Below are 25,662 nucleotides of genomic sequence, written 5' to 3' on the forward strand. Positions count from 1 at the left end.
CCCCGGCGGCGGACAGCGTCCGCCCGAGGGCGGCGAGCCGAACGCTCAGAGGTCGAACTCGTGCGGCGGCAGGTCGAGCGCGTAGCACGCCTCCCGCACCACGGCCTGCTCGTCCTTGTCGAAGTCGCCGTCGGCGCCGCCGATGACGATGCCGATCTGGATGACGGCGCGCGCCTCGGCGGGCTTTTTCCTCGCCTTGGCGATCTCCTGCATGACGCTCACCTTGCCGAAGTCGAAGTCGGTGGTGAGCCGGTTCAGGTTCTCCTCGAAGCGCCGGCGCAGTTCCTCGGCGGGGAAGTTCTGCAACACCTCGTTGGTGGCGATCAGTTGGGCCACCCGCTGCCGCTCGGAGGGATCGACGGTGCCGTCGGCGGCGGCCACGAGCGCACACATCGCCATGCTCGCGTCGCGGAAGGCGCCACTCCTGAGGTCGTTCTTCTTCGCCACCAACTGGGTCTGCATCGTCGATGCGGACTCCTTGATGCGGTCCCACAGGGCCATGAGAACTCCAAACGGGGTACGGGGCTGCTTTGCGGCCGCCCAAGCGGGCGTCGCTTCTTCTACAGTAATGTAGAAGTTAGCAGTTCCCGGCGGGGCCGGAGTGGCAGCCCTCTGGCTCATACGTGTGCGTCAGCACACGGTGTGCTTGAACCGGCGCAGGGAAATGTGCTTAGGGTGCTGGCGATGTCCGCTGACGCCACACCCGCACCCGCTGTCACACTCGCACCGGAGCGACGGCGGCCACCGCTGCCGTCCGCGGGGGTGGCGGAGAGACGGGCCGAGCCGCGGGATCCCTTCCTCGACAACGCCAAGTACCTGGCGATCCTCCTGGTGGCGGCAGGTCACGCATGGGAGCCGCTGCGGGAGGGCAGCCGGACCGTCACCGCGCTGTACATGCTCGTGTACGCCTTCCACATGCCGGTGTTCGCGGTGATCTCGGGCTACTTCTCGCGCGGTTTCGAGGCGGAACCGCGCAAGGTCGGGCGGCTGCTGACCGGTGTGGTGGTCCCATATGCGGTCTTCGAGGTGGCGTACACCCTCTTCACGCGATGGACCAGCCAGGATCCCGACCGGCCGATCAGCCTGCTGGACCCGCTGTACCTGACCTGGTTCCTGGCGGCCCTGTTCGTCTGGCGGCTGACGGCTCCGATCTGGCGGCTGGTGCGGTGGCCGCTGCCGCTCGCTCTCGGCGTGGCCATGCTGGCCACCCTCTCGCCCTCGATCGACAGCGACCTCGGCCTCCAGCGTGTCCTGCAGTTCCTGCCGTACTTCGTGCTCGGCCTGCAACTGAAGCCGGGGCACTTCCTCCTGGTCCGCCGCCGTGAGGCGCGCACCCTCGCCCTGCCGGTCCTCGGCTGCGCCCTCGTGGTGGCGTACTGGGCCGTCTCGCGGATGGACTACGGCTGGTTCTTCCACAGCGAGAGCGCCCAGGAGCTCTCCGCACCCGCCTGGTACGGCCCCTTGATGGCGTTGGCCACCTTCGGCTGCTCGGTGGTTCTGGTCGCCGCCTTCCTCGCCTGTGTGCCCGGGCGCCGGACCTGGTTCACGATGCTGGGTGCCGGCACGCTGTCCGGCTTCCTGCTGCACGGGTTCGTGGCCCAGGCGGCCAAGTACTTCGGCTGGTACGACCACGCCTGGATCCGGCAACCCGTGGGTGAGATCACCGTCACACTGATCGCGGTCGCGGTCATGTCCGTGCTCTGCGCCCCCGCGGTCCAGCGAGTCTTCCGCCGTGGGACGGAACCACTGGCACCGCCGGCGCCCGCGGCCCGGCCCGCCCGCTGTCCGAACTGACTGCGGCCGGAGCCGGCCTGACGGCCTTTGCTCACCAGAGTCCGTGCGCGCGGCACGGATGTTGTCGGCAGTGTTCGTGCAGGTCCGTCGCCAGGCGTTTGTGCAGGTACGCCCCCAGGAAGGATGGGAGTTGGGCCTGACGGCGGGAGCGACCGGGAGGGATGCCGGAGCGGGCCGTTCGCGGCGCCGAGCTGGTCCGGATGTCGGGCAACGGGGAAGGGGGAGCCATGCCTCAGTCCGACGACGAGGGTCTGGGCGAGCTCGAAGCGCGATTCGCGCGTGATGACCCCCGCTTCGCCCGGGCGCTGGGTGCCGGACGGCCCACCCGGCCCCGCGAGTACCGCCGCACCGGCGCCTGGTGGATGCTGACGGGCGCGGTCGCCGTACTGGTCACCGGAATCGTCGTGGCCGACGGGCTGCTCATCGCCGCCGGTCTGGTGCTCACCGGCATCGCCGGGCAGCTCTTCGATCCGCATCGCCCGCGAACAGGGCGCCGCTGCCCACCGAGTCGCTGACGCGCCGGACCGGCGAGGCCGCAGATACGACAACTTCCGTATGATCATCGGAATTTGGCATGCGCTAGAATCCTTTACCGAGCCCTTATGCTCCGTTGAGCGAGGGGTTGCTCAGTCGTTGGTGGTCATTGCCGATTCCGGCCGACGTGATGGGGGGCGTGACATGGGTCCAGTCATCCGTGCGCGCGTCGGGATCCCCGCACGCGTCGAGAACGCCGCCCGCGACGGCGTTCCTGATACCGACAGCGCCGTCGGCCTGAAGGGCCGATCCGCGCGCTGACGCGCATCGCGCCCGACGAGGCTGACCGGCCACGGTACGGCCCGTGACACGTCACATCGCGGGCCGGGACCACAGCAGGGCCCGTCCGGGCCCGCCGCAAGGACGCCAGCCCACCTCGCCATGCGCGCAGCCGCTCACTCGGCTCGCGCGCACGAACCTCAGCACCGTCTCCCCCCGAGCCGACCGGCCCGAGCGGTTGCCCGCACCCGCGACCGCACCCAGGCACTCCCGGAGCTGAACTCCGGCCGCCGGCACCCGCACCTGGCACAGACGCCGCCACCGAACCGATCACGGAGGTCAGACGCCCGTGCACAACACCACAGCCATGCTCATCGAACTCGGCGCGATCATCCTCGCCCTGGGGCTGCTGGGCCGCCTCGCCGGCCGGGTGGGCTTCTCGCCCATACCCCTGTATCTGCTCGCCGGACTCGCCTTCGGCCACGGCGGCATCCTCCCTCTTCAGGCCAGCGAGGAGTTCGTCGCCACCGGCGCCGAGATCGGCGTCATCCTGCTGCTGCTCCTGCTCGGTCTCGAGTACAGCGCCTCCGAACTCGTCGACACCCTCAAGACCCAATACCCCTCCGGCGCGGTCGACTTCGTCCTGAACGCCGCCCCCGGCGCCGCGATGGCCCTGCTGCTGGGCTGGGGTCCGGTCGCCGCAGTCGCCCTCGCCGGTGTCACCTGGATCTCCTCGTCCGGCGTCATCGCCAAGGTCCTCGGGGATCTGCGCCGACTCGGCAACCGCGAAACTCCGGTCGTACTCGGCGTGCTGGTCCTCGAAGACCTCTCCATGGCCGTCTACCTGCCCATCCTCACCGCCCTGTTGGCCGGGGTGAGCCTCGCGGGCGGCGCCCTGACCCTGCTGATCGCCCTGGGCACGGTCGGCGCGGTGCTGTACGTGGCGCTGCGCCACGGCCGCCTCGTCAGTCGAGCGGTCTCCTCGGACAGCGCGGAGATGCTGCTGTTGGTCGTGTTCGGCCTCACTCTGCTGGTCGCGGGCATCGCCCAGCAACTCCAGGTGTCGGCGGCGGTCGGTGCGTTCCTGGTCGGCATCGCGCTGTCCGGCGAGGTCGCCGAAGGGGCCGGCAACCTCCTCACCCCACTGCGGGACCTGTTCGCCGCGGTGTTCTTCGTCTTCTTCGGCCTGCACACCGACCCCGCGGACATCCCGCCCGTACTGGTACCCGCCCTCGCCCTGGCCGCCGTCACCGCCCTCACGAAGATCGCCACCGGCTACTGGGCCGCCCGCCGAGCCGGCATCTCACGCAAGGGACGCTGGCGGGCAGGCGGAACCCTGGTGGCGCGGGGCGAGTTCTCCATCGTCATCGCCGGACTCACCGTCGGCGTCGAACCGCGCATCGGCCCGCTGGCCACCGCCTACGTCCTGATCCTGGTCGTACTCGGACCCCTCGCCGCCCGCTGGACCGAGCCCTTGACCCGCCGCCTCCCTCGCCGCTCACCGCGCGGGACGCCGGCCGCGACGACGCCGGCCGAACCGGTGGCCCAGGCCGCGCATGCGAACGGCTGAGCCGCACAGCCCGGCACGCGTGGGCGCGACGTCGGCCGGATCGCCGCCGCCCGCGCCCGGCGCCGCCGGCCGACGACAACTGCCGCCGACGAAGGGGGAGAACGTGACGACGACGGAGTGCGCCACCGACGTGTTCCTCGAAGGCTTCGAGCGGATCCTTGCGGACGCCGCCGGCACGGGCCGCCGTCAGACCCGCGACGAGGTCGAGTCCCGCAGGGCCCTCGGCGCCAGGGCAGCCGAAGCAGGGCACGGCTGGCGTGCCCTGGTGCGCGCCCATCTCGCGGCCGGCAGCCGCAACCGGCCCGTCCAGGCCGACCCCGACAGCGTCCTCGCCGTCATCGAGCAGGCAGTGGACGCCTTCGCCGACGGATACGAACGCGCGCAGCGGCTGGTCATCCGCAAGGAAGAGGCCGCCCGCCGCGAGTTCATCGACGACCTGCTCCACGGGCGTGGCGATCCGGGTCATCTCGCCGCCCGCTGCGAACGGTTCGGGCTGCGGCTGTCCCGTGCCCACGCAGTCGCCGTGGCCGAGGGGCCGCACAAGTACGACGAGACCGACCCGGTAGCCCGCCAGGTGGCGGGGGAGCTGTTCGCACGCTTCGAGAACCGGCGCATTCTGTTCACCACGAAGGACGGCCGAATGGTGTGCGTCGCCGGCGGCGATCAGGACGGTGTCCTCACCCACTTCGCCCGGCTCGCGCACGCCGCCACCGGCTTCGGCCAGGTCGCCGTGGGCCGGCCCCGGCAGGGCGCGGTCGGTATCGGCCACAGCTATGAAGAGGCCCTCAACGCCCTGGACGTGGCCCGGCGCATGGGCCTCGACGACCCCCTCCTCCGGGCTGCCGACCTGCTCGTCTTCCCCGTACTGGCCCGCGACCGGCAGGCCCTGGTCGACCTGGTCCACAACACCCTGGTCCCGCTGGAGCAGGCGCGCGGCGGCGCGCAGCCGTCGCTCGACACGCTCACCGCGTACTTCGACAGCGGCTGCGTGGCAGCCGCCGCGGCCCGGCACCTGTCGCTCAGTGTGCGCGCGCTGACGTACCGGCTGGCCCGCATCCGCACCCTGACCGGCAGCGACCCCACCGATCCCCCCCAACCGCTACGCCCTGCTGACGGCGGTCATCGGCGCCCGCCTCCTGGACTGGCCGAACAGACCTCTGTGAGCTCCGGGGTTCAGCCCTGATGGCTGCGATCGCTCACGACCGGCCGACGGTGTCCTGATCGTCCACCGATTCGAGCGGCGCCGCAGGCGAAGTCTCTCTCGCGGCCGGTGCGTGCGCCGTCGGCGCGGGCTTGCCCAGACGGGCCGTCAGACGCATGGCCACCGGTTCGGTGAAGCGGGCGGTGAGCGGGCCGAGGATGACCAGGATGAGGACGTAGGCGGTGGCCAGCGGGCCGAGGGACGGCTCGATGCCCGCGGTGACGGCGAGTCCGGCGATGACGATGGAGAACTCGCCCCGCGCCACGAGCGTTCCGCCCGCGCGCCAGCGGCCCTTGGCGGAGATACCGGCGCGCTTGGCCGCCCAGTAGCCGGTGGCGATCTTCGTGAGGGCGGTGACCACGGCCAGGGCCAGCGCGGGCAGCAGCACCGGCGGGATGCTCGCGGGGTCGGTGTGCAGGCCGAAGAAGACGAAGAACACCGCGGCGAACAGATCCCGGAGAGGGGCCAGGAGATTGTGCGCGCCTTCGGCGACCTCGCCGGACAGCGCGATGCCGACCAGGAACGCACCGACCGCCGCGGACACTTGGAGTTGCTGGGCGATGCCCGCGACCAGCAGGGTCAGGCCGAGGACGACCAGGAGCAGTTTCTCGGGGTCGTCGCTGGAGACGAAGCGGGAGATGTGGCGCCCGTAGCGCACCGCGAGCAGGAGCACGAGCCCGGCGACGCCGAGCGCGATGGCGAGGGTGACGCTGCCCGCCGCGAGTCCGGCCCCCGCGAGCAGCGCGGTGATGATCGGCAGGTACACGGCCATGGAGAGGTCTTCGAGGACCAGGATGCTGAGGATGACCGGGGTTTCGCGGTTGCCGAGTCGCCCGAGGTCCCCGAGGACCTTGGCGATGACGCCGGACGACGAGATCCAGGTGACACCGGCCAGGACCACGGCGGCCACCGGGCCCCAGCCCAGCAGCAGCGCCATGGCCGCGCCGGGCAGGGCGTTGAGCGCGGCGTCGACGAGGCCGGCCGGGTACTGGGTCTTGAGGTTGGAGACCAGATCACTGGCCGTGTACTCGAGGCCGAGCATCAGCAGCAGCAGGATCACGCCGATCTCGGCGCCGATGGCGACGAATTCCTCGCTGGTGCCGAGCGGGAGCAGCCCGCCTTCACCGAAGGCGAGTCCGGCCAGCAGGTACAGGGGTATCGGGGAGAACTGGAAGCGCGCGGCGAACCGGCCGAGCAGGCCCAGGCCGAGGATGATCGCGCCGAACTCTATGAGGAAGACAGCGGAGGAGTGCACGCCCGTTCACTCCCGCCCGAGTATCGCGGCGGCAGCCTCCACGCCCTCGCGGGTGCCGATCACGATCAGGGTGTCACCGCCCGCCAGCCGGAAGTCCGGTGCCGGCGAGGGGATGGCCTCGGCGCGGCGCAGTACGGCCACGATGGACACACCGGTCTCGGTACGCATCCGGGTATCGCCCAGCACCCGCCCGTTCCAGTGCGAGGTGGCCGACAGCTCGACCCGCTCGGCCACCAGGCCCAGGTCGGTCGTGGACAGCAGGTTCGGGCTGTGGTGCGCCGGCATGAGCGCGTCGATGAGGGCCTCCGCCTCACCCGATGTCATCCGCACCGACAGCGCACACGCGTCCGGATCGTCCTGCTGGTACGCGTTCAGCGTTCGCGACCCGTCCCGGTGCGCGACCACGGACACCCGACGCTGCTCCCGGGTGGTGAGGTCGTAACGGACCCCGATCCCCGGCAACGGCGTACTGCTCAGGCGTGGAGCGCCCACCACGTCCCCCTGTCTGGTTCTGGTGTTTCTTTGGACAACCTTTAATGACACCCTAACGAGCGCCCGGATCCGACCGCCGGGCAGGTGACGCAGGGCCGCCTGGAACAATGGGTCGGGAGATCGGGGAGGAAACGTCAGCATGATCGAGTGGGTGTCCCTCAGCTCCGGTGCCAGGCCCGTTCCCCGGCCCGTCGCCACCCCCCTCGTGTGGGCCGCGGCCTTCGGCGGGGCGCTGGTGCTGGTGGCACTGCTCAACTCCCTCGTGGGCACCGACCGACCCGGGCTCGCCCTGGCCCTACTGTCCCTGCTGGCCGCCCTGCTGGGCCTGTGCGCCCGCTTCACCGCGGCTCCCGGCACGGCCCTCCTGTGCTGGCTGTTCCTCAACGGCTTCGCCATTCCGCCCGCCGGAATCCTCACCTGGGTCGGGCACCGCGACACCTTCTGGCTGACCTGCCTGCTCGCCGCGGCCCTGGTCGGAACGGCTCTGGCACGCCTGCTTCACGCCCGGGCCGCCTACCGCCGCCTCACCGGTGGCCTCGGCCCCACGGCGCCGGGCACCGGCAATGGGCCGCACGACGTGTGACGCTTGACCGGCGGCCGCTCAAGTCGGCGCTGCCGAAACCCGCTTGCGAGGCCGTCAGGGCGTCCGATATCCAGCATCGGGACGACAAGGAGCACGGCATGACGTCCCGCCTGGGTTCACTGAACGAATTCTGCTGGATGGACTTGAAGACCCGCGACTTGCCCGGCACAGCCGCCTTCTTCTCGGAGACGCTGGGCTGGCGCTTCGCAGTGGACGAGGACGACTGGCGCAAGGCCACGAAGACAACCGTCGAGGGGCACTCGATCGGAGGGGTCAGCGACCTGACGAACCCGGTCTACCCGTCGGGAACGCCCGCCCATGTCGCCTACTACCTGGCAGTCGACGACGTCGACCGCTGCACCGAGGCGGCCGCGGAGCACGGTGCCAAGGTTGTCGTGGCGCCCTTCGACGCGGGCGAGCAGGGCCGACTGGCGACGTTGACCGATCCGGCGGGCGCCGCCTTCTCTCTTTGGCGGGCGAACCAATTCACGGGGTGGGATTTCCCGCTCCACCTCACCGGTGCCCCGCATCGCATGGTGCTGGCCTGCGAACAGCCCGAAGAGGCCCGCCAGTTCTACCGCAGGGTCACAGGTTCCGCGCCGGCGTGCGCCGACTTCGTTGCCGCCGGCGTGTCCGACGCCACCGCACCGCAGTGGGAACTTCTCGTGGGCGTCGAGGATTTGCCCAGCGTCCTGGTCCGTGCGCGCCGCCACGGCCAGGAGGTCGGCACCTGGTTCGACGGGGCGGGCAGGACCATTGCCCGGATCACCAGCCCGGAGGGACTGACCGTCCAGGTGCGCGACATCAGCTTGCGGAGCTGACCGTCAGGTCACGGACCTGTTCGCCGGTCGGGCTGCCCCGCGGGGGTTTGTGTCGCTTCCCGGGGCGGTGCCGTTGCCGATTCCGCGTACGTGGGCGTCACCGCGCGCCCGCCCGGGTGGCGCAGGGCGCACAGGAAGCCGATGCCCAGGGCGATGGCCATGCCGTAGAACACCCACTGGTTGGCCTCGGCGAAGTCCATGCGCACCGCGTTCATCGAATCGCGCAGAGCCGTTGCGGCAGGTCCCGTGCCGGTGGGTGAACTGTTGTCGCCCGTGCCCGTGATGGACTCACTGATGTTGCGGGCCACGTTCTCCGCCACGTCGGGCGGGAAGCCGCGGGCTTCCAGGGTTTGCGTCACGTTGGAGTTGGTGCGGTGCGTCAGCACGGTGCCGAGGACGGCCAGGCCCACGCTGGCCGCGTAGTTGCGTACCGTCTGGGTGATTCCGGTGACCTCCCCGTAGGAGGGACCGATCGCCCGGTTGACGGCGTCCGTGGAGGCGGGGGCGAGGATGAAGCCGATGCCCGCGCCGGCAAGGGCGGCGTACGGCCACTGGTCGTGCATGCTCAGATCAGTGAGTTTCTCGGCCCACAGGGCGAAGCCGACGCAGCCCAGGACACAGCCGATCTTCAGCGCCGGGCGAGCGCCCTGCTTGTCGAGGATCCGGCCGCCCCACTGCGAGGCGATCGCGAAGCCCGCGAAGAAGTAGAGCAGGAACAGCGCCGCCTGGTTCGGCGAGGCACTCAGACACACCTGGGCGTACACGGAGGCGAAGAAGAACAGCGGGACGAAGGCCAGCATGGCGAAGAAGAGCACCACCGTGTCCACCGTGAACGCCCGGTCCTTGAAGACGCGCAGGTCGATCAGCGGATGGTGCACTCGCCGCTCGTATGCGACGAACCCGCAGAGCACCGCGAGACCGCCGACGATGCAGGCCCAGGTCGCCGCGCTGTCCCACCCCCAGGTCCACGCCTGCTGAAAGCCGAGGACGCTCAGACCCATGCCGACGACGATCAGGACGGCACCCCGGACGTCGAGCGTGCCGGGTCGTCGCCGGTCGGCGATGTGGGCGAATGCCGTGAGGGCCAGGGCCACGAGGGCCACCGGGACGTTGACCCAGAACACCGCGCGCCAAGTCCAGTTCGTGAGCCAGCCGCCCAGGAGAGGTCCGATGGCCGTCAGGGCGCCGGAGATCCCGAAGAACAGGGCGAGGGCCCGTCCGCGTCGCTCGCGCGGGAACACCGCCACCACCACGGCCAGCGCCGCGGGGAACAGCAGTGCCGCCCCCAAACCCTGGGTGGCCCGGAAGGCGATCAGCCAGCTCTGCGCCGCGTCTCCCTCGGGGACGCAACCGCACAGCACCGACGAGACGACGAAGACCACAGTGCCGATCACGACCATCCGGCGCGGCCCGTAGAGGTCCGCGAGGCGGCCGCCCAACGCGAAGAACGCGGCCAGGGACAGCAGATAGGCGTTCACCACCCACTGCATGCCAGAGGCTGACAGACCCAGTTCACGGACGATGTCCGGGGCGGCGATGGCGACGATGGTCTGGTCGATGAACGTCATCGCAACCGCGAACATCATGGCCGTGAGCGCCAAGGTCTGTCGTGGTGCCGACCGATGTTCGGGCGCGGCTTCGCCACGCCCCGGATAGGTGCCACTCACCCGTCCAGTCTGCGCCCGGTCCGGCGCCACCGCATCACAAGCGGCTCGTGCGGGTGCGCCACGTGGCCCGGGCACCGCTCTCCAAAAGGACTGCGCAGACGGGGGATGCCGGCCCGCTCGCCTATCGTGATCCGGATGCTGGCCTGAACACCACGTTGGTGACCGGCAGGCTGGTCACCCTGATCAGACACTCGGAGCTGGGCGGCGGCACGCCGGACACCTCCCAGCCGTACCGCGCCGCTGCTCTCGGGGCGGTCTTCGCCGGCGCGGCAGTCGGCACGCTGCTGCTGCGTGCCGGGCTCACCGTGGCGCTGCTCGCCGCCACCGGGGTACTGGCCGGCATCGGGGGCTGCGTGGCTCATCCGGCGTCCGGACGGGCGCACCACGCCTGACGCGGCCCTACGCCAGGCCCGCCCGGCCGTAGAAGCGAGACTTGCCCCGCCTGCAAAGGCGGAGCAAGTCTCCCTGCCCTGCACGTGCGTGCGGTGTCAGCGGCTCAGCACTCGCCTCGCCAGACGACACGCGTGATGGTGAGCCCCGGCTCGGCATTGGCCTTGTACTTGCCCGGGCCGGGGTTGTAGTGGAAGCAGTCGGTCGACGGCTGACCGCCGAGGAACGACGTCACATCGACATGGTCGGCGCCCGGGTAGACGACTCCGTTGTTGAAGATGGACCCGACGGCCAGGTTGCCGGACCAGTTGCCCGCGACCTTGAGGACGAGCCGTCCCGTCTGGTTGGCGCCGCTGTAGGCGCAGAAGTAGCCCTTCCCGCAGCCGGGCGGGTTGGCTTCCGCCGACGCCGCAGGCGCGAGGGCGAGGACGCCGGCGAAGGCGGCCGCGACCGCCCCGGCGCCCAGGGCTGCGAGTCGCTTTCCGGTCAGCATGATGAGCATCCCTCCGTTGTCAGCACTCGCCGCGCCATACGACCTTGACGACATGGGTGCCCGGAACCGCATTCGCCTTGTAGGCGCCGGGGCCCGGGTTGTAGTGCAGACAGGCCGTTTCCGTGCCGCCCTCGACGGTGTAGGTCACGTCGACATGGTCGGCGCCCGGGAAGGCCTTTCCGTTGTTGAACGCAGAGCGGAAGGCGACGTTGCCGCTCCAGTTCCCCTTGGTTTTCACGACGAGTTGACCGGTCTGGTTCTCTCCGCTGTAGGCGCAGAAGTACTCCTTCGGACAGCCGGGCGGATTGGGTTCGGCCGAAGCGGTCGGCGCGGTGACCAGCACCGTGGCGAAGGCGGCCGTGGCCACTGCCCCGATCGCGGCACGTTTGCGCATATCGTTTCTTCCCCCTGGGTCGGCATGACGAAGATCTTGGTCTCGTACGTCTCTCAGGCTGCCCGTCACCGCCCGTTTCTGCCAGGTGATTCGGCGCGCGCCGAAAGTGACTGCTTAAGCGCACGGACGGCGGTGCGAACCGGGCGAGTTGGCGTGAAAAGAGATTTCGCGATTCACCGAAATGCAGCGAGTATCGAGAGGACCATCCCATGCTGAAACTTCAGTTGATCACGTGACCGACTGAGATGGATTTCCGTGCTCCGAGTGCACTTCACGCGCCAAGATCTGCTCAGGACACGCGTCGCCGCCGCACCCGACCCGCTGTGGGAGCTCGTACTCAGCGTGAACCTGCTGGCGACGCGCCAGGGACGTGCCGTATTCGATGTCTGGCGCACGCAGGCCCGAGCCGGGCTCAACGGGGTGCCCCGGCAACAGCTGCACCTCGTCCGGGCGTTGGCCCCGCCCCGCGGCAGCTTTCCCGACTTCCTCAATCCGGCAGAGGCTTCCGAGGGGCTCTCGGAGGGCGTGCAGGCGATTCTGTCCACGCCTCGCCGACGGCTGAGCAGGGAGATGAACGTGCTCACCGCGGCGCCGCGATGGTTGCGTCCGCTCGCCGACGGCGACCCCTGGGCGCTGGAGAACCTCGGGCAGGCACTGCACGGGTACTTCCACGCCGCACTGGCCCCCTACTGGTCCGCCGTCCGGGCGCAGATCGAGGCCGACCGCGCGGTGCGGGCGCGGGAAATACTGCGGGGCGGCGTCGACGCGCTGCTGTCCACGCTGGGCCCGTCGATGCGCTGGCGGCCGCCCGTGCTGGAGACGGAGTACCCGCTGCAGCGCGACCTGCGCCTCGAGGGCAGGGGGCTGCTGCTGGTGCCCTCCGTCTTCTGCTGGCAGACACCGATCACCCTGACGGACCCGAGGCTGCCGCCCGTGCTGGTCTATCCCGTCACCCGCACTCACCGCTGGTGGCTGCCTCCCCAGGGAGGCACCGGATCCCGGGCGCTGGCGAGGCTGCTCGGCCACGGGCGGGCCGCCGTGCTCCGAGTCCTGGAGGACGGGTGCACCACGAGCGAGGTGGCCCGGCGTGCGGGGGTGACCCCGGCGACGGTCAGCGAGCACGTGAGGATCCTGCGAGAGGCAGGGCTGGTCGCCTCGATCCGCGACCGGAACACCGTGCTGCACGTCCTCACACCCCTGGGCCACAGCCTCCTGACAGCGAACCGGTCCCGCGAGGCGCAGACGGTCGGCAGCTAGCGCCGCATCGGACAATGTGCGCCTGTTCGGCGGCGGCTTGGTTCGAAGAGGCATGACCGCAGCACCGGCGGCGGATGAGGACGTCGGTCAACGCGGCTCGCCCCGAGTTGAGAATCCGGGGGGCGGCGGGCTGATCCTCCGCCTAGGGTCCCGATCATGTTCAAGTCAGGGGTGGGGTTCCTCGCGCTGTTCGGGCTCGGCTGGTGGCTGCTGGGCTCGAGCGGATTCGACGGGTTGATGCGGCATGTGCTGCTCGTGGTCGGCTGTGCCGTCGCGGTGGGGTTGATGCTCGCCGCGCGCCGTTTGCTTCCCTCATCGGCAGGGGGCCCATTCCCCGTTGGACGACGTCGGCGGTTCAACCAGATCAACGGGCTTCAGTGGCTGCTGATCATCGCCATCGCCGTGGTCTGCAGCCAGGTCGGCGCGCCGGTGCTCATTCCCCCGCTGATCGCTGTGGTCGTTGGGCTCCACTTCCTGCCGCTGGCTGCGGTGTTCGAGCAGCCCGGACTGCGAGTACCGGCGGCCCTGTTGATCGCTTCCGGGACGGCGGGCATGACCGTCTGGCTCACGAACGGCCCGGACGGGACCGTTCGCCTCGTGGTGGGCCTCACCTCTGCGCTCTCCCTGTGGGGCACGGCGATATGGACAATCGCAGGGGCGGCGTCCACTGCCGAGCAAGAGGCAGGAAATGAGGTATCCGGCGGCGCGTGACAGCCGCCACCCTGTCTCGGTGGCAGAGCGAGTACGCGTATGGAGAACCCGCTCGCCAGCCACGCCGACGGCCCGGGCGACCTGCAACCGCTACCGTGCGCCGGTACAACCTCCGGCCCGCTCGCTGGTCTGATTCCTCGGGGTGTTCATGGGATCAGAGCAGCAAATCGCCTTCTTTCTAGGGGAGTTGAGGACCGGCGACACGTGGCGGCGAGCAGCCGCGGCGAAAGGACTGGGGAGGGTCGGACGGGACGAACACGCGTGGGTGCTCGTCGAATCGGCGGACGACCCTGCGCCCGAGGTGCGTGAGGCCGTGGCCATGGTGCTCGGGCGGAGCGGGGTCGCCGAGGCGGGCCGTACCGTGCTGCCCGTCCTGATGGGCGACGAGGACCCGTGGGTACGGCGCCGGGCCTCGCGTGCCGCGATGCGGCTCGGACTCGACGGCCCGGCGGTCGTGCACGCCTACACCCGCTTGCTCCGCGACCCTGACCATCACTTGCGGATCAACGCCCTGGACGCTTTGGCGGCCCTGGGCGTGCCGGGCGATGTTCGGGGTCTCGTGGCACTTCTGGGCGACCCGGTCGGAGCCGTGTGGGGACGTGCCCGTGCACTCGTGTGGCGCTTCCAGGACGACCCGGCCGTCGGCGCGGAGCTGATCCGCACGGCCGAACAGGGCGCACCGGACGCTCGCGTGCAGGCTCTCCAACTGCTGCCCAGGCACTCGACCGTGCGCCTGCTGGATTCGTTGATCACGGGGCTGCGCGACGCGGCGGCCCAGGTGCGGATCGAGGTGACGCGTCGGCTGCTCCACGTCGAGGACGCGCACACCCAGGACGCCTTGGTGGGGGCACTGGAGGACGAACGGGACGCGAACGTCGCGGACTTCTTGCTGGACGCTCTCGGCCGACGGGGCGAGGAACGGGTCACCGGGCCGGCGACGCGATGGCTCGCCGATTCCGCCGTCGGACCGTCCGCCGCGTACGCGCTGGGAGCCGCGGGGACGCGGACCGCCGCCGCGGTGCTGCGCTCGGCTCTCATCGACGCCACGCTGCCCGGCCGTACGCGTGCCGCCGCTGCGAAAGCCGTTGGGGAGGCGGGGCGATGGGACGCCGTCTGGCTGCTGCTGCCGCTTCTGGACGACCCTGACGGCGATGTGCGAGCGGGTGCGGTGGCCGGCCTGGACGCACTGGTGCAGGAGGGGCTTCGCCTCTGGGAACGCCATGCTGTGGCCGAGGCGTTGGTGGCCCACCTCGTCGCCGATCCGAACACGATCTGGAAGACGCACAACGCCCTCATCGGCCTGGCCGAGGCGCTGCCCGCGCTGCGGCGGACAGTGGACCGCACCCCTTCGGCCGAGGTGCGGGCCGCCGCGCTGTCGTTGCTGGACACGTACAACGCCACCGACGACAACACCGGTCAGGATCTGGCGCGCTTCGTCCATGCCCTGGACGACCCCGACGAGACGGTCCGCTTCCACGCCGCGGAGGGCCTCGCCCACTGGCTGGCGGACACCGGGACCCGGCCGCAGGACGAGGAGCGTCTGCGCGCCCGGCTCACCGCCCTCGCCTCGGACGCCGCGGAGGCGGAGACTCGCGCGGCGGCCGACGAGGCACTTGGGGCACTGGACGGGCGCGGCCCCGCCTCGTCGTGACGGCGGCTCAGACCGGGACCGCGTCTGTCGTGGTGGATCAGGTCCTGGTCACCATGCCTTGGAGGCCTTGCTGCGGTTTTCCGGCACGGCGTCGCCGGCGAGTGCGTCGCTGCGGCCGTAGTGGTGGGTGGTGAACATGTAGAGCAGGCCGGTGCCCACGACCACCGCGCCGCACAGCAGGACGATCCAGTTCTCCCACCAGGACTTCTCCGGCGTGCGGGCCCAGGAGATGTTGATGATGGCCAGGATGCCGTAGACCAGCGCCGCGATGTTCACCGGGAGGCCCCAGCGGCCCAGGGTGAACTCCCCCGCAGGACGCCAGCCCTTGAGCCGGGCGCGCAGCGCGGCCAGGACCACCATCTGGAACGAGCCGTAGATACCGAGGATCGCGAACGACACGATGTTGGTGAGGGCGTCCTCGGAGAGCAGTGAGGCGAAGGCGATGAGCAGCGGCACCGCCGCGGACACGAACAGCGCCCAGCTCGGCACCGCACGGGCGTGGGCGAACCGCCGCAGCAGCCGGTGTCCGACGATCATCTCGTCCCGGGCGTAGGAGTAGATGAGCCGCCCGGAGGCGGCCTGGAGGCTGATCGTGCAGGACAGGAAGGAGATCAGGACCACGGCCATCACCAGCCGGGCCCCGGTCTCGCCCATGGCGTCGTACAGCACGGTCACCACCGGGTCGGCCTGCTCGCCCGAGATGATCGCGTTGAAATCCGTGACCGACAGCAGCAGCGACATACAGGTGAAGGTGGCCGCGGCGCCGCCGATGTAGATGGTGCGGCGCATCGCGCGGGGGATGACGCGGCCCGGGTGGGCGACCTCCTCGGCGGTGTCGCCGCACGCCTCGAAGCCGTAGTACTGGTAGAGGCCGATGATGGCGGCTGCCAGGAACGCCGGGAGGTAGGAGCCGTCTCCTTCGGTTCCGTAGGTGTCGAAGATGACGCCGATGCCGTGGTGACGGTGGGTCACCAGCAGGTAGATGCCGACGACGAGGGCGCCGATGAGCTCTCCCGCGAAACCGATGATGGCCGCGGCCGACAGCGCCTTGGTGCCCAGGTAGTTGATGAGGATGGCGACGACGATGAGCACGGCCGTGCACAGCACGGTGGTGTGCACGGTGGCGTCGAAGCCGAAGAGGATGGCGATGTAGGGGCCGGCGCCGTAGGCGACGGAGGTGATGGTCACCAGCAGCGCCCACATGTAGACCCAGCCGGTCATCCACGCCCAGCGCGTGCCCCACAGCCGCCGGGCCCAGGGGTAGACGCCGCCTGCGATGGGGTACTGGGCGACGATCTCGCCGAAGATCAGCGCGACCAGGAACTGGCCGCACCCGGCGAGTACGAACGCCCAGATCATCGGCGGTCCGCCGTCGACGATCGCGATGCCGAAGAGGGTGTACGTGCTCACCACCGGGGAGAGGTAGGTGAAGCCGAGGGCGAAGTTGGCCCAGGGGCCCATGTCCTTGCGGAACTCCGAGCCCGGTTCCCCTCCGGGGACGCCGGAGGCCGGTGCGGGAGGCTGCGTGCCGGTCACCGCTGCACCTCTCTTTCGATGTGGCCGGGGCGGCCGGTGATGACGGCCTTCGGCGCGTCGGGGGCGCCCAATCGGCGCGTACCCACCGGGTGGTACGCGATGTGCGCGGTGGTGGGGGCCATGGGTGCCTTTCTTCGGTGACCGTCGTGCCACGGGAGGCGGCCTTGCGTCGTTGGTCCTCGTGCCTGGTGGCGAGCGGCGTGCTGCCTTGTCTCAGCCCTTGAACCAACCGGAGCGGGCGGGGGCGAGGTTCTGGTAGATGTGCTTGGCTTCCTGGTACTCGCGCAGGCCGGTGGGACCCAGCTCGCGCCCCACACCGGAGCGGCCGAACCCGCCCCACTCGGCCTGCGGCACATAGGGGTGGAAGTCGTTGATCCATACGGTGCCGTGGCGCAGCCGCTGGGCGACGCGCTGGGCGCGGCTCGCGTCGGAGGTCCACACGCCGCCCGCCAGGCCGTAGCGGGTGTCGTTGGCCAGCTCCACCGCCTCGTCCTCGGTGCGGAAGCGCTCGACGGTGACGACCGGGCCGAAGACCTCCTCCTGGACGATGCGCATGGAGCGGTCGCAGTCGGCGAAGATGGTCGGCAGCAGGAAGAAGCCGGCGCTCAGGGCGGGGTCGTCGGGGCGGGTACCGCCGGTGACGAGCCGGGCGCCCTCCTCCTTGCCGATGGCGATGTAGCTCTCGACCTTCTCGCGGTGCTCGGCGGAGCTGAGCGGGCCGCTCTCGGTGCCCTCCTCCAAGCCGCTGCCGAGCCGGATCTGCCGCGCACGGTCGGCGTAGGCCTCGACGAACCGGTCGTGCAGGGAGTCCTGGACGAGCAGGCGCGAACCGGCCGAGCAGACCTGCCCGGAGTGCAGGAAGGCGGCGTCGAGCGCGTAGTCGACGGCGGCGTCGAAGTCGGCGTCCGCGAAGACGATGTTGGGGTTCTTGCCACCCAGCTCCAGGGCGATGTTCCGGGGCCCCTCGGAGGCGCTGGCCATGATGGCCCGTCCGGTGTTCAGACCGCCGGTGAAGGACACCAGGTCCACGTCGGCGTGGCTGGTCAGGGCCGCGCCGACGGTCGCGCCGGAGCCCAGCACGAGGTTGGCTACGCCGGGCGGTGCGCCGGCCTCCGCGATGAGCCGGATCATCGCGATCGTGGTGAGCGGCGTGATCTCGCTGGGCTTGAGGACGAAGGTGTTCCCGGCGGCCAGCGCGGGTGCCACCTTCCAGGAGGCCTGGAGCAGCGGGTAGTTCCAGGGGGCGATGAGCGCGCACACGCCGACCGGCTGGTAGACGACACGGCTGAGGACGTCCGGGCCGACATCCACGATCCGGCCGCCGTCCTTGCCCGCGAGCTCGGCGAAGTAGCGGAAGGCGTTCGCCACGTCCTCCACGTCGATGCGGGCCTCGGTGAGCGTCTTGCCCGTGTCGAGTGTCTCGGTGTGGGCGATCTCCTCCTGATCGCGCATCAGCAGGTCGCGCACGCGCAGGAGGAGGTCGGCCCGGTCGCGGGACGGAGCGTTCGACCAGTCACCCTTGTCGAAGGCACGCCGTGCGGCGCGCACCGCGCGGTCCACGTCCGCGGCGTCGGCCTCGTCGACGGTGGTGACGACGGAGGCGTCGTAGGGGTTGACCACCTCCCGCCGCCCACCGGCCGTCGCCTGTGTCCACTCGCCGTCGATGTACAGCTCACCCACCGCGGGGCCTCCTTCGCATCCGGCCGGTGCCGATCACGGCTCGACGGTCAGCAACATGGCCCATCGGGCGGGCGTCGGCCACGTGGCGCACCGCCGTGCTTGCGTCCGGGTGGCCCAGAGGACCCGGGTGGGCTAGGGATCTTCCCTCTGGAGCCGTTCGCCGCCGTGCGCCACGGGGCACCGCTCACGGCATCCGTTCCGCCGCCCGGTCCTCCTCGTCGGGCGCCACCATCGCCTGGGTGAGCGGAATCCGCGCCAGGGCGAGGACGCCGGCGGCGATCAGCGCGACGCCGAACAGCTGGGGCAGCAGCCACCAACCGGTGCGGATGCTCTCCTCGTAGAGCGTGATGCCGAGGGCGAGGCTCACCAGCGCGTCGCCGAGGGTGAGCGCGGGCTGCGAGGCGACCAGCGGGCCGGCCTGCATCGCGTTCTCCAGCAGGAACAGCGCGCACACACCGGTCGCGGCGAAGGCGTACGTCTGCCAGGCGGAGAGGAAACCTGTGAGCCCTTGCTCCTCGAGGATGTGCGTGGCGGCCTTCATCAGCGCCGCGGTCACGGCGTAACTGATCGCCGTCGCGGCACCCAGGCACGCCGCCCGGGCTCGGCCTTCCGGGCGGCGCAGGGCGGCGAGAGCGAGGCCGGCGACCAGGCCCATGCAGACGGCGAGCGCGGGAATCCAGCGCTCCAGTGCCACGTGGGTGCGATTGCCACTGGGGGAGGCGGCGGCGAGCGCGACCGCCAGCCCGGCCACCACCACCGCCACGGCCAGCCAGCCCCTGCCCGGCAGACGCCGGTGCATCAGCAGCGACGCGACGATGAGGGTGAGCGGCAGCTCCAGGATGAACAGCGGCTGCACGATCGTCAGCGGGCCGGTCGCCAGCGCCAGCGCCTGGCAGACGGCGGCGGCGATCACCGCGAGGATGCCGGCCAGCCAGACGGGGCGTCGCAGCAGGTCGAGGATGAGCCCGGCCCGGAACCCCTTGGAGCTCGGCACGGTGAGCGCCGCCTTGCGCTGCAGCACCGTCGCGACGGCATTGCTCAATGCCGCGCACATCGCGAAGAGCACCGAGAGCGGAGTGTGCAGCTTGGGTCACCTCCCGGACCGGCGGGCGCCACCTCCCGGATCGGCGGGTGCGTGACGCCGACTGGCTTCCTTCGGCCATGGTGGCCGGAGGGGGGCTCGGGCGCGATCGGAGACCGGGGCTGCCGGCGCACGCCTCTTCGCCGACGCGCCTTCGTCGACTGCCCTTCCAGCTGCCCTTCACAACTCGATTGCGTTCGTTCAATGCGAGCGATTGCCTGTAGTGCGCGTGTGCAAGTAATCTCGCCGGGTACACAGCGACCGAATCCGTATGTGAAAGGGGCTGCCAGGCATGCAGATCGATCTGAAGGGCCGCACGGCACTGGTCACCGGTTCCACCCAGGGAATCGGCGCGGCGATCGCCGCCGGACTGGCCCGCGCGGGGGCCCGGGTGGGCGTCAACGGCCGTAACCCGGAGCGCGTCGAGCAGAGCGTCGCCGAGTTGGCCAAGCAGGTGCCCGGCGCCGAATGGGTGCCGGTGCCGGCGGACGTGACCACGCAGGAGGGCGCGGACCAAGTGGCCGAGACGCTGCCCGAGGTGGACATCCTCGTCAACAACCTCGGCATCTTCGGCTCGGCCGATCCCCTGGAGATCAGCGACGAGGAGTGGCGGCGCTACTTCGAGGTGAACGTGCTGTCCGCCGTACGGCTGACACGGCTGTTCCTGCCGGGCATGACCGAACGCGGCTGGGGACGCGTGCAGTACATCGCCAGCGACTCGGCGATCGTCACCCCGGCCGAGATGATCCACTACGGCATGTCCAAGACCTCGCTGCTCGCGGTCAGCCGGGGATTCGCCAAGCACGCCGCCGGCACGGGCGTCACGGTGAACTCCGTCATCGCCGGGCCCACCCACACGGGCGGCGTGGAGGACTTCGTCTACGAACTGGTCGACCGTGACCTGCCCTGGGACGAGGCCCAGCGGGCGTTCATGCGCAAGCACCGGCCGCAGAGCCTGCTGCAACGGCTGATCGAACCGGAGGAGATCGCCAACATGGCGGTCTACCTCAGCTCGGACCAGGCCTCGGCCACCACCGGCGGCGCGGTACGCGTGGACGGCGGGTACGTCGACTCCATCCTGCCGTGACGGAATGTGCGGGGTTGGAGGCATGGGCTATTACCCGCTGCGCAACGGTCCGCACGGCTATGGGCTCGTCACCAAGACGCTCCACCGGCTGGTGTTCGCAGCCATCGTGGTGCAGTTCACCGTGGGCTAGCTGCTCGACGTGGACGACAGCGGCCGCGGGCGGGGACATGGCCGCAGGCGTGGTGAGGGCTCGGGTCACGGGCGGGGCCGGGGCGGAGACGGGGAGGACGGCTACGATTCCTTCGGCGACGACGCGCTGCTGACGGTGCACGTCGTCCTGGGCGCCACCGTGCTGCTGCTCGCCGCCGCACGCCTCGCCTGGCGGCTGGCCACGCCGCTGCCTCCGTGGGCGCCGACCCTGACCGTCCGGGGGCGCAGCCTCGCGCACGGCACCGAGACCGCCCTGTACGTGGCCACCTTCGCCGTACCCGTCACCGGTCTCGCACTGCTGCTGTCCGGCGGCGAGGACCTGCTCGGCGTCCATGTCGCGGCCCAGATCGTCCTCTGCGCGGCGCTCGCGTGCACGCCGGACTGGTGCTGAAGCATCAGCTGATCAATCGTGACCGTCTGCTCGGCCGCATGCTCTGACGCCCGTCAGCACTGTCCGACGGGAAGTCAGGCGCGGCCGGAGTCAGGCGCGGCCGGTGAACAGGCCGTGGAAGCCGTACGGCACGAGGTGCGGGGCCTGCGCCCTGGCCACAACGTCGAGCGTCCGGGCGGACAGGACCAGCAGGGACGAGGAGCCGTTCGCGGAGTCGAGGACCAGGGAAAGCAGCACACCGTCGTCCTCGTCGGCCGCGTCCGGGGCGGGGACGAAGACCGGCTCGCCGGGGTAGCAGCCGTCCTCGTGCCAGGTCCTGGTCCCGCCCGTCCGGGTGTCGACTTTGACGAGCTGGTTGATGAAGTCGTCCTCGCGGCCGTCGAGGGAGCTCACGCCGTACGCGTACCGGTAGTCGCGCCCGTTGTGCCGCTCGTAGGCGATGCGCGGCAGTTCCATGGACTCCTCCGCCAGCCGCTCGGTCTCCACGCTGCCGGTGCGCAGGCCGATCCGGAAGCGGGTGGGATACGAGACCGGAATGCCCCGGCCGGCCCGGAGCCTGTCCAGGTAGAGCGCGTCGATCACCGAGGCGTCGGAGTAGGCGCACAGATCGAGCACCAGGTCGCCGTCGCGGTCCGCGTCCTCCCAGGCGTTGATGTGGTGGAAGGCGAAGCACGCCGTCGTCTCGTACACCCCGCGCACGCCGCCCTCGCGCTGGTCGAAGACGATGAAGCGGGTGCCTCGCTCGGGATCCCAGCGGTAGTTCTCGATGAACGGCCTGCCGCTGAGGAGCAGAGCGAGCGGGTTCACGGTGAGCGGGAACTCCGCCAGGACGACGTACCGGCCGGTGATCGCGAAGCTGTGCATGTACCCGGGCCTGGTGACCGGGTGACGGCCGATCAGCTCGCGCCTCGTGCCCGTCGTCGGCTGGCGGTGGACGCGGTACTCGCTGCGCCGCGCGAAGTGCGTCAGCTGGTTCACCAGATCGCCGGTGCCGGGGTCCTGGTGCGGGTGGGCGGTGGTGAGCCGGCCCTTCAGCGCGTCCTCGTAGCCGACGACACCGGCGGTCGCGAGCGTCTCGGGGTCGAACTCCACAGGCAGCGGTGTCTCCGTCAGCGCCACGAAGCGCTCACCGAAACGGGCCACGCTGACGTTGGTGTTCGTCACCTCCGGACGGGAGAAGACGCTGAAGAAGCGGGCGAACAGCGAGCGGCACGGGTCGGTGGCGAACTCCGGATAGGCGATCCGGCCCGAATCGCGCGCGGCCCTGCTGCTGGGTGTGTCGACGAACTTGTTCGTGTAGGTGACCTGGCCGTCGGTGAAGGCGAAGCGGTGCAGCATCGCCTGGCCGTCGAACCAGTGCCGGAACGCCCTGCCGGCGGCTCCGTTCCCGGCCTCGAAGCGTGCCGGGCCGTTGCGCAGCAGACTGCCGCGCAGCCATGTCGGCAAGGTGCCTTCCACGGGCAGTTGCCGGTCGCTGACCTCGGTGTCGAGGGTGCGGAACCCGGCCGCGTAACCCTTCTCCGTGTTCATGCGGATCACCCCACAGTCCACAGTGGACTATTGTGTACGTCGTCAAGGCCAGCACAGTCCACAGTGGAATGTCAAGGGAAGGTTCATGCCCGGTACCGAACTCAACGCGAGCGCGGCCTCGCTGCTGGGATTCCTGCACGCGGGCGAGGCCAGCGGCTATGAACTGGTGAAACTCGCCGAGCGGCTCATCGGCGACTTCTGGACCCTGACCCGCAGCCAGGTGTACCGGGAGCTGGCCACGCTGGCGGATCGTGGCCTGGTGCGTGCCGGGCCGGCCGGACCGCGGGCACGGCAGCCCTACCGGCTCACCGACGAGGGCCGCGCGGCGTTCGCCGAGTGGGTCACCCGCCCGCCGGGCACCGAGCAGATCCGCTACCCGCTGCTGCTCACCATCGCGTTCGGTTCAGCCGTGGACCGGGAGCGGCTGCTGGACTTCGTCGCCGAGCACCGTGCCGTGCACGAGAGCCGACTGGCCGGCTACCGGGAACGCGTCGCGGCCGACGGACTCGACGCGTACCAGCGGGCGACCCTCGCCTTCGGGCTGCGCTACGAGGAAGCCGTCCTGGAGTGGATGGACGAGCTGCCCGGGATCCTCGCCGAGACCTGAGCCGCCGCGCGTCCCGCGCTGCCGGTCGCCCGTCGTGGCAGGTCAGGTGTCCGACTCCGCGGGGGGCTCCGGCAGCGGCTGCTCGGCCCAGATGGTCTTGCTGTTGCGGCCGTAGCGCGTGCCCCACCGTTCGGCCAGCTGGGCCACCAGGAACAGGCCGCGTCCGCCCTCGTCGGTGCTGCTGGCCTGGCGCAGATGGGGCGAGGTGCTGCTGCTGTCGGAGACCTCGCAGATCAGCTGGCCGTTACGGATCAGCCGGAGCAGGACCGGGCCGCCGGCATACCGGTAGGCATTGGTGACCAGCTCGCTCACGATGAGTTCGGTGGTGAAGGCGCACTCCTCCAGCCCCCACTCGGTCAGCCGGTCCGTCACCAGCGCCCGGGCCCGGGCGGCCGCGGTGGCCTCGGCCGACAACTCCCAGGTGGCCACCTGCTCGACCGCCAGCACCCGGGTCCGGCCCAGCAGCAGCGTGACGTCGTCGGCGGACCGGTCGGGCAGCATCGCGTCCTCCACCGCCTTGCACGTGTGCTCCAGCGACTGGGCAGGACCGGACAGCGCGGTACGCAGCAGGGCCAGGCCCTGGTCGATGTCGCGATCGTCGGCCAGGAGGAGACCGTCGCTGTACAGAGCGATCAGGCTGCCCTCCTCCAGTTCGAGCTCTGCCGTCTCGAACGGCAGCCCGCCGAGGCCGAGCGGTGGTCCGGCGGGCAGGTCGACCGGGCGGACCTGCCCGTCCGGCCCCAGTACGGTCGGCGGCGGGTGACCCGCGCGGGACATGGCGCAGTGCCGGGAGACGGGGTCGTAGATTGCGTACAGGCACGTCGCGCCAAGGATCTGGGGCATGTTCGCATCGATCTGCTGCTGTTCGGTGGCCAACTGGTCCACCAGGTCGTCGAGTCGGGCGAGGACCTCGTCCGGATCCAGGTCGAGGTGCGCCAAGGTGCGCACGGCGGCGCGCATCCGGCCCATGGTGGCCGAGGCGTGCATGCCGTGACCGACCACGTCGCCGACGACCAGCGCGACGCGCAGTCCCGACAGCGGGATGACGTCGAACCAGTCGCCGCCGACCCCGGCGGAGGCCTGCGCGGGCAGATAGCGGTGGGCGGTCTCGACCGCCGGGTGCTCGGGCACCTCACTCGGCAGCAGGCTGCGCTGGAGGGCTTCCGCGGCCTGGTGCTGCTGGGTGTAGCGGCGGGCGTTGTCGATGCAGACCGCGGCTCTGGCGGCGAACTCCTCCGCCAGGGTGAGGTCGTCCTCCTCGAAGGGCTCCGGCCGCTGGGAGCGCCACAGGCAGACCAGGCCGAGGATGACGCCTCGCGCGGTCAGCGGCACCACGATCAAGGAGTGGACGCCCATCGCGAGCGCCTGTTCGGCCCGGGTCGGTTCGGCGGCGAACCATCCGGAGTCGGGATCCAGGGTGGCCTCCAGGATCGGCCGGCGCTCGGCCAGGCAGCGTGCCGGTGCCGTCCGGTCGGGGAAGTTGAACTGATGGCCGACGGGATGCATCACCTTCTGCGCATCGGACCGGATGCTGCGGACCGCCATCCTGCGCAGCGGGCCCCTGGCGTCGGGTGCCGGTTCCTCACCGCGGGTCACGGGCTCCAGCAGATCCACCGAGAGGGCGTCGGCGAGTTCGGGAACCGCCGCCTCGGCCAGCTCACGTGCCGTCGTGGCCACATCCAGGGTGCTGCCGATCCTGGCGCCGGCCTCGTTGAGCAGCGCGAGCCGGCGACGGGCCCGATGGCGGTCGGTGACGTCCTCGACGATCTCGGTGACGCCCAGCACCTTTCCGGACGGGTCCTGCATCCGGAAGGCGGAGATGGAGATGAACAGTTCCTTGCGCGGGTCGCTCAGCAGCCGGGCCGGCTGCTCGGCGAAGATCACGGGCCGGCCCGTCTCCAGAACCGACCGGAGCTTGGTCTCGGCGAGTTCCGCGTCCATGGCGAAGAGGAACTCGGCGGCGCGACGCCCGCGGTACTCCTCGGGCGCCAGCCCGCCGAACCGTGCGACCGCCCGGTTCACCCGCAGCACGCGCAGATCCGGACCGAGGACCACGACACCCACCGGCGACCGGCTGAACAGGCCGTCCAGCACGGCCCCGTCGATCTCCCACTGGATGACGTCCTCGGCCCGTGAGCCGACGAGAAGCCACTCGACGCTGGAGTCCAGCCGCTGCACACACCGGGCCCTGAACCCCACGTACACGCGGTGGCCGGCGCGGTGCCGGACCGGCAGCACCCCGAACCAGCCGCCATCACGCAGGCAGGCGTGAGTCGCCGAGGCGGTCATGGACTCGTCCCCGCTGTCGACCAGCACCTCACGGACCGCTCGGCCCAGCACCTCGTCGGCCCGGTACCCGAGCAGTGTGGTGGCCTGCTCGCTCCAGGCGACGACCCGTCCGCCGCGGTCCACGACTGCGGACGCGGACTGGTGGATCGAGAACGGATCCTCCGGACTCTCGCTGAGCGTCGTCGGGGATGTGTCGTTCATCGCCCACCCGTCCCGCGCCGTTCGCGGGGCCGTGCTGCGGCCCCGGGGCGCTCCTACCGTTCGGCATGCCTGGCAGCG

25 protein-coding genes and 1 pseudogene are annotated in these 25,662 nt (G+C 70.8%); 14 read left to right on the plus strand and 12 right to left on the minus strand.

Annotated elements, in window-relative coordinates; genetic code table 11:
- Nucleotides 1-45: 45 nt before the first annotated feature.
- Nucleotides 46-501 (minus strand): tellurite resistance TerB family protein, encoded by a 456-nt coding sequence (locus tag AB5J55_RS40285; RefSeq protein ID WP_369275379.1) that lies wholly within the window; start codon nucleotides 499-501, stop codon nucleotides 46-48.
- A 183-nt stretch (nucleotides 502-684) separates the two neighbouring features.
- Here AB5J55_RS40285 and AB5J55_RS40290 point away from each other — a divergent pair, with 183 nt between their 5' ends.
- From AB5J55_RS40290 to AB5J55_RS40305, 4 genes and pseudogenes are all read left to right on the plus strand, one after another.
- Entirely contained in the window at nucleotides 685-1,794 is a 1,110-nt protein-coding gene (locus AB5J55_RS40290; RefSeq protein ID WP_369275380.1) for an acyltransferase family protein, read from the plus strand.
- A 227-nt stretch (nucleotides 1,795-2,021) separates the two neighbouring features.
- Nucleotides 2,022-2,309 carry a DUF3040 domain-containing protein gene (locus tag AB5J55_RS40295; protein WP_369275381.1) on the plus strand — a complete coding sequence of 96 codons (288 nt, stop codon included), beginning with the start codon at nucleotides 2,022-2,024 and terminating at the stop codon, nucleotides 2,307-2,309.
- A gap of 587 nt (nucleotides 2,310-2,896) precedes the next feature.
- Complete coding sequence (locus tag AB5J55_RS40300; RefSeq protein ID WP_369275382.1) at nucleotides 2,897-4,117, plus strand: cation:proton antiporter; 1,221 nt, start codon at nucleotides 2,897-2,899, stop codon at nucleotides 4,115-4,117.
- A gap of 103 nt (nucleotides 4,118-4,220) precedes the next feature.
- Nucleotides 4,221-5,280: pseudogene (locus AB5J55_RS40305) on the plus strand (PucR family transcriptional regulator).
- A 33-nt stretch (nucleotides 5,281-5,313) separates the two neighbouring features.
- On the opposite strand, the gene AB5J55_RS40310 reads toward AB5J55_RS40305, so the two are convergent.
- The gene (locus AB5J55_RS40310) at nucleotides 5,314-6,573 is read right to left on the minus strand and encodes a cation:proton antiporter (protein WP_369275383.1); all 1,260 of its coding nucleotides are present in this window, start codon (nucleotides 6,571-6,573) and stop codon (nucleotides 5,314-5,316) included.
- A 6-nt stretch (nucleotides 6,574-6,579) separates the two neighbouring features.
- Entirely contained in the window at nucleotides 6,580-7,065 is a 486-nt protein-coding gene (locus tag AB5J55_RS40315) for a cation:proton antiporter regulatory subunit (protein ID WP_369275384.1), read from the minus strand.
- A 139-nt stretch (nucleotides 7,066-7,204) separates the two neighbouring features.
- On the opposite strand from AB5J55_RS40315, the gene AB5J55_RS40320 reads away from it, so the two are divergent.
- The gene (locus tag AB5J55_RS40320; protein WP_369275385.1) at nucleotides 7,205-7,648 is read left to right on the plus strand and encodes a hypothetical protein; all 444 of its coding nucleotides are present in this window, start codon (nucleotides 7,205-7,207) and stop codon (nucleotides 7,646-7,648) included.
- A gap of 98 nt (nucleotides 7,649-7,746) precedes the next feature.
- On the plus strand, nucleotides 7,747-8,469 hold the full coding sequence (locus AB5J55_RS40325; protein ID WP_369275386.1) for a VOC family protein: 723 nt from the start codon (nucleotides 7,747-7,749) through the stop codon (nucleotides 8,467-8,469).
- An 8-nt stretch (nucleotides 8,470-8,477) separates the two neighbouring features.
- Here the strand turns inward: AB5J55_RS40325 and AB5J55_RS40330 are convergent, their stop codons facing one another.
- Nucleotides 8,478-10,055 carry an MFS transporter gene (locus AB5J55_RS40330; RefSeq protein ID WP_369275387.1) on the minus strand — a complete coding sequence of 526 codons (1,578 nt, stop codon included), beginning with the start codon at nucleotides 10,053-10,055 and terminating at the stop codon, nucleotides 8,478-8,480.
- Between the two features lie 239 nt (nucleotides 10,056-10,294).
- Between AB5J55_RS40330 and AB5J55_RS40335 the strand changes: the two genes are divergently transcribed.
- Complete coding sequence (locus AB5J55_RS40335; RefSeq protein WP_369275388.1) at nucleotides 10,295-10,528, plus strand: hypothetical protein; 234 nt, start codon at nucleotides 10,295-10,297, stop codon at nucleotides 10,526-10,528.
- A gap of 104 nt (nucleotides 10,529-10,632) precedes the next feature.
- On the opposite strand, the gene AB5J55_RS40340 is transcribed toward AB5J55_RS40335, so the two are convergent.
- Together AB5J55_RS40340 and AB5J55_RS40345 are read right to left on the minus strand one after the other, a co-directional pair.
- Nucleotides 10,633-11,028: a peptidase inhibitor family I36 protein gene (locus AB5J55_RS40340; protein WP_369275389.1), complete on the minus strand. Its 396-nt coding sequence runs from the start codon at nucleotides 11,026-11,028 to the stop codon at nucleotides 10,633-10,635.
- 10 nt (nucleotides 11,029-11,038) lie between these two features.
- The gene (locus tag AB5J55_RS40345) at nucleotides 11,039-11,413 is read right to left on the minus strand and encodes a peptidase inhibitor family I36 protein (RefSeq protein WP_328419724.1); all 375 of its coding nucleotides are present in this window, start codon (nucleotides 11,411-11,413) and stop codon (nucleotides 11,039-11,041) included.
- A 255-nt stretch (nucleotides 11,414-11,668) separates the two neighbouring features.
- Between AB5J55_RS40345 and AB5J55_RS40350 the strand changes: the two genes are divergently transcribed.
- From AB5J55_RS40350 to AB5J55_RS40360, 3 genes are all read left to right on the plus strand, one after another.
- Nucleotides 11,669-12,670, plus strand: a complete 1,002-nt coding sequence (locus AB5J55_RS40350) for an ArsR/SmtB family transcription factor (RefSeq protein WP_369275390.1) — start codon at nucleotides 11,669-11,671, stop codon at nucleotides 12,668-12,670.
- Between the two features lie 156 nt (nucleotides 12,671-12,826).
- Nucleotides 12,827-13,381, plus strand: a complete 555-nt coding sequence (locus tag AB5J55_RS40355) for a hypothetical protein (protein ID WP_369275391.1) — start codon at nucleotides 12,827-12,829, stop codon at nucleotides 13,379-13,381.
- Nucleotides 13,382-13,529: 148 nt separating this feature from the next.
- Complete coding sequence (locus tag AB5J55_RS40360; protein ID WP_369275392.1) at nucleotides 13,530-15,032, plus strand: HEAT repeat domain-containing protein; 1,503 nt, start codon at nucleotides 13,530-13,532, stop codon at nucleotides 15,030-15,032.
- A 48-nt stretch (nucleotides 15,033-15,080) separates the two neighbouring features.
- Here the strand turns inward: AB5J55_RS40360 and AB5J55_RS40365 are convergent, their stop codons facing one another.
- From AB5J55_RS40365 to AB5J55_RS40380, 4 genes are all read right to left on the minus strand, one after another.
- Nucleotides 15,081-16,568 (minus strand): APC family permease, encoded by a 1,488-nt coding sequence (locus tag AB5J55_RS40365; protein WP_369275393.1) that lies wholly within the window; start codon nucleotides 16,566-16,568, stop codon nucleotides 15,081-15,083.
- A complete protein-coding gene (locus tag AB5J55_RS40370) occupies nucleotides 16,565-16,690 on the minus strand; it encodes a hypothetical protein (RefSeq protein WP_369275394.1) in 126 nt (41 codons plus the stop codon). The genes AB5J55_RS40365 and AB5J55_RS40370 overlap by 4 nt, the downstream gene beginning before the upstream one ends.
- A gap of 91 nt (nucleotides 16,691-16,781) precedes the next feature.
- A complete protein-coding gene (locus AB5J55_RS40375) occupies nucleotides 16,782-18,248 on the minus strand; it encodes an aldehyde dehydrogenase family protein (RefSeq protein ID WP_369275395.1) in 1,467 nt (488 codons plus the stop codon).
- Nucleotides 18,249-18,432: 184 nt separating this feature from the next.
- On the minus strand, nucleotides 18,433-19,332 hold the full coding sequence (locus AB5J55_RS40380; protein ID WP_369276434.1) for a DMT family transporter: 900 nt from the start codon (nucleotides 19,330-19,332) through the stop codon (nucleotides 18,433-18,435).
- 289 nt (nucleotides 19,333-19,621) lie between these two features.
- Here AB5J55_RS40380 and AB5J55_RS40385 point away from each other — a divergent pair, with 289 nt between their 5' ends.
- From AB5J55_RS40385 to AB5J55_RS40395, 3 genes are read left to right on the plus strand one after another with little or no spacing between them, the layout of a single operon-like run.
- Nucleotides 19,622-20,416 (plus strand): SDR family NAD(P)-dependent oxidoreductase, encoded by a 795-nt coding sequence (locus tag AB5J55_RS40385; RefSeq protein WP_369275396.1) that lies wholly within the window; start codon nucleotides 19,622-19,624, stop codon nucleotides 20,414-20,416.
- Between the two features lie 4 nt (nucleotides 20,417-20,420).
- Complete coding sequence (locus AB5J55_RS40390; protein ID WP_369275397.1) at nucleotides 20,421-20,546, plus strand: hypothetical protein; 126 nt, start codon at nucleotides 20,421-20,423, stop codon at nucleotides 20,544-20,546.
- 9 nt (nucleotides 20,547-20,555) lie between these two features.
- Nucleotides 20,556-20,957: a cytochrome b/b6 domain-containing protein gene (locus AB5J55_RS40395; RefSeq protein WP_369275398.1), complete on the plus strand. Its 402-nt coding sequence runs from the start codon at nucleotides 20,556-20,558 to the stop codon at nucleotides 20,955-20,957.
- A 90-nt stretch (nucleotides 20,958-21,047) separates the two neighbouring features.
- Here the strand turns inward: AB5J55_RS40395 and AB5J55_RS40400 are convergent, their stop codons facing one another.
- Nucleotides 21,048-22,487 carry a carotenoid oxygenase family protein gene (locus tag AB5J55_RS40400; protein WP_369275399.1) on the minus strand — a complete coding sequence of 480 codons (1,440 nt, stop codon included), beginning with the start codon at nucleotides 22,485-22,487 and terminating at the stop codon, nucleotides 21,048-21,050.
- An 85-nt stretch (nucleotides 22,488-22,572) separates the two neighbouring features.
- Here AB5J55_RS40400 and AB5J55_RS40405 point away from each other — a divergent pair, with 85 nt between their 5' ends.
- Nucleotides 22,573-23,094 carry a PadR family transcriptional regulator gene (locus AB5J55_RS40405; protein WP_369275400.1) on the plus strand — a complete coding sequence of 174 codons (522 nt, stop codon included), beginning with the start codon at nucleotides 22,573-22,575 and terminating at the stop codon, nucleotides 23,092-23,094.
- Between the two features lie 42 nt (nucleotides 23,095-23,136).
- Here the strand turns inward: AB5J55_RS40405 and AB5J55_RS40410 are convergent, their stop codons facing one another.
- Nucleotides 23,137-25,584 carry a SpoIIE family protein phosphatase gene (locus AB5J55_RS40410; RefSeq protein ID WP_369275401.1) on the minus strand — a complete coding sequence of 816 codons (2,448 nt, stop codon included), beginning with the start codon at nucleotides 25,582-25,584 and terminating at the stop codon, nucleotides 23,137-23,139.
- Nucleotides 25,585-25,662: the final 78 nt, after the last annotated feature.

The organism is Streptomyces sp. R11, assembly GCF_041051905.1.
Classification (GTDB): Bacteria; Actinomycetota; Actinomycetes; order Streptomycetales; family Streptomycetaceae; genus Streptomyces.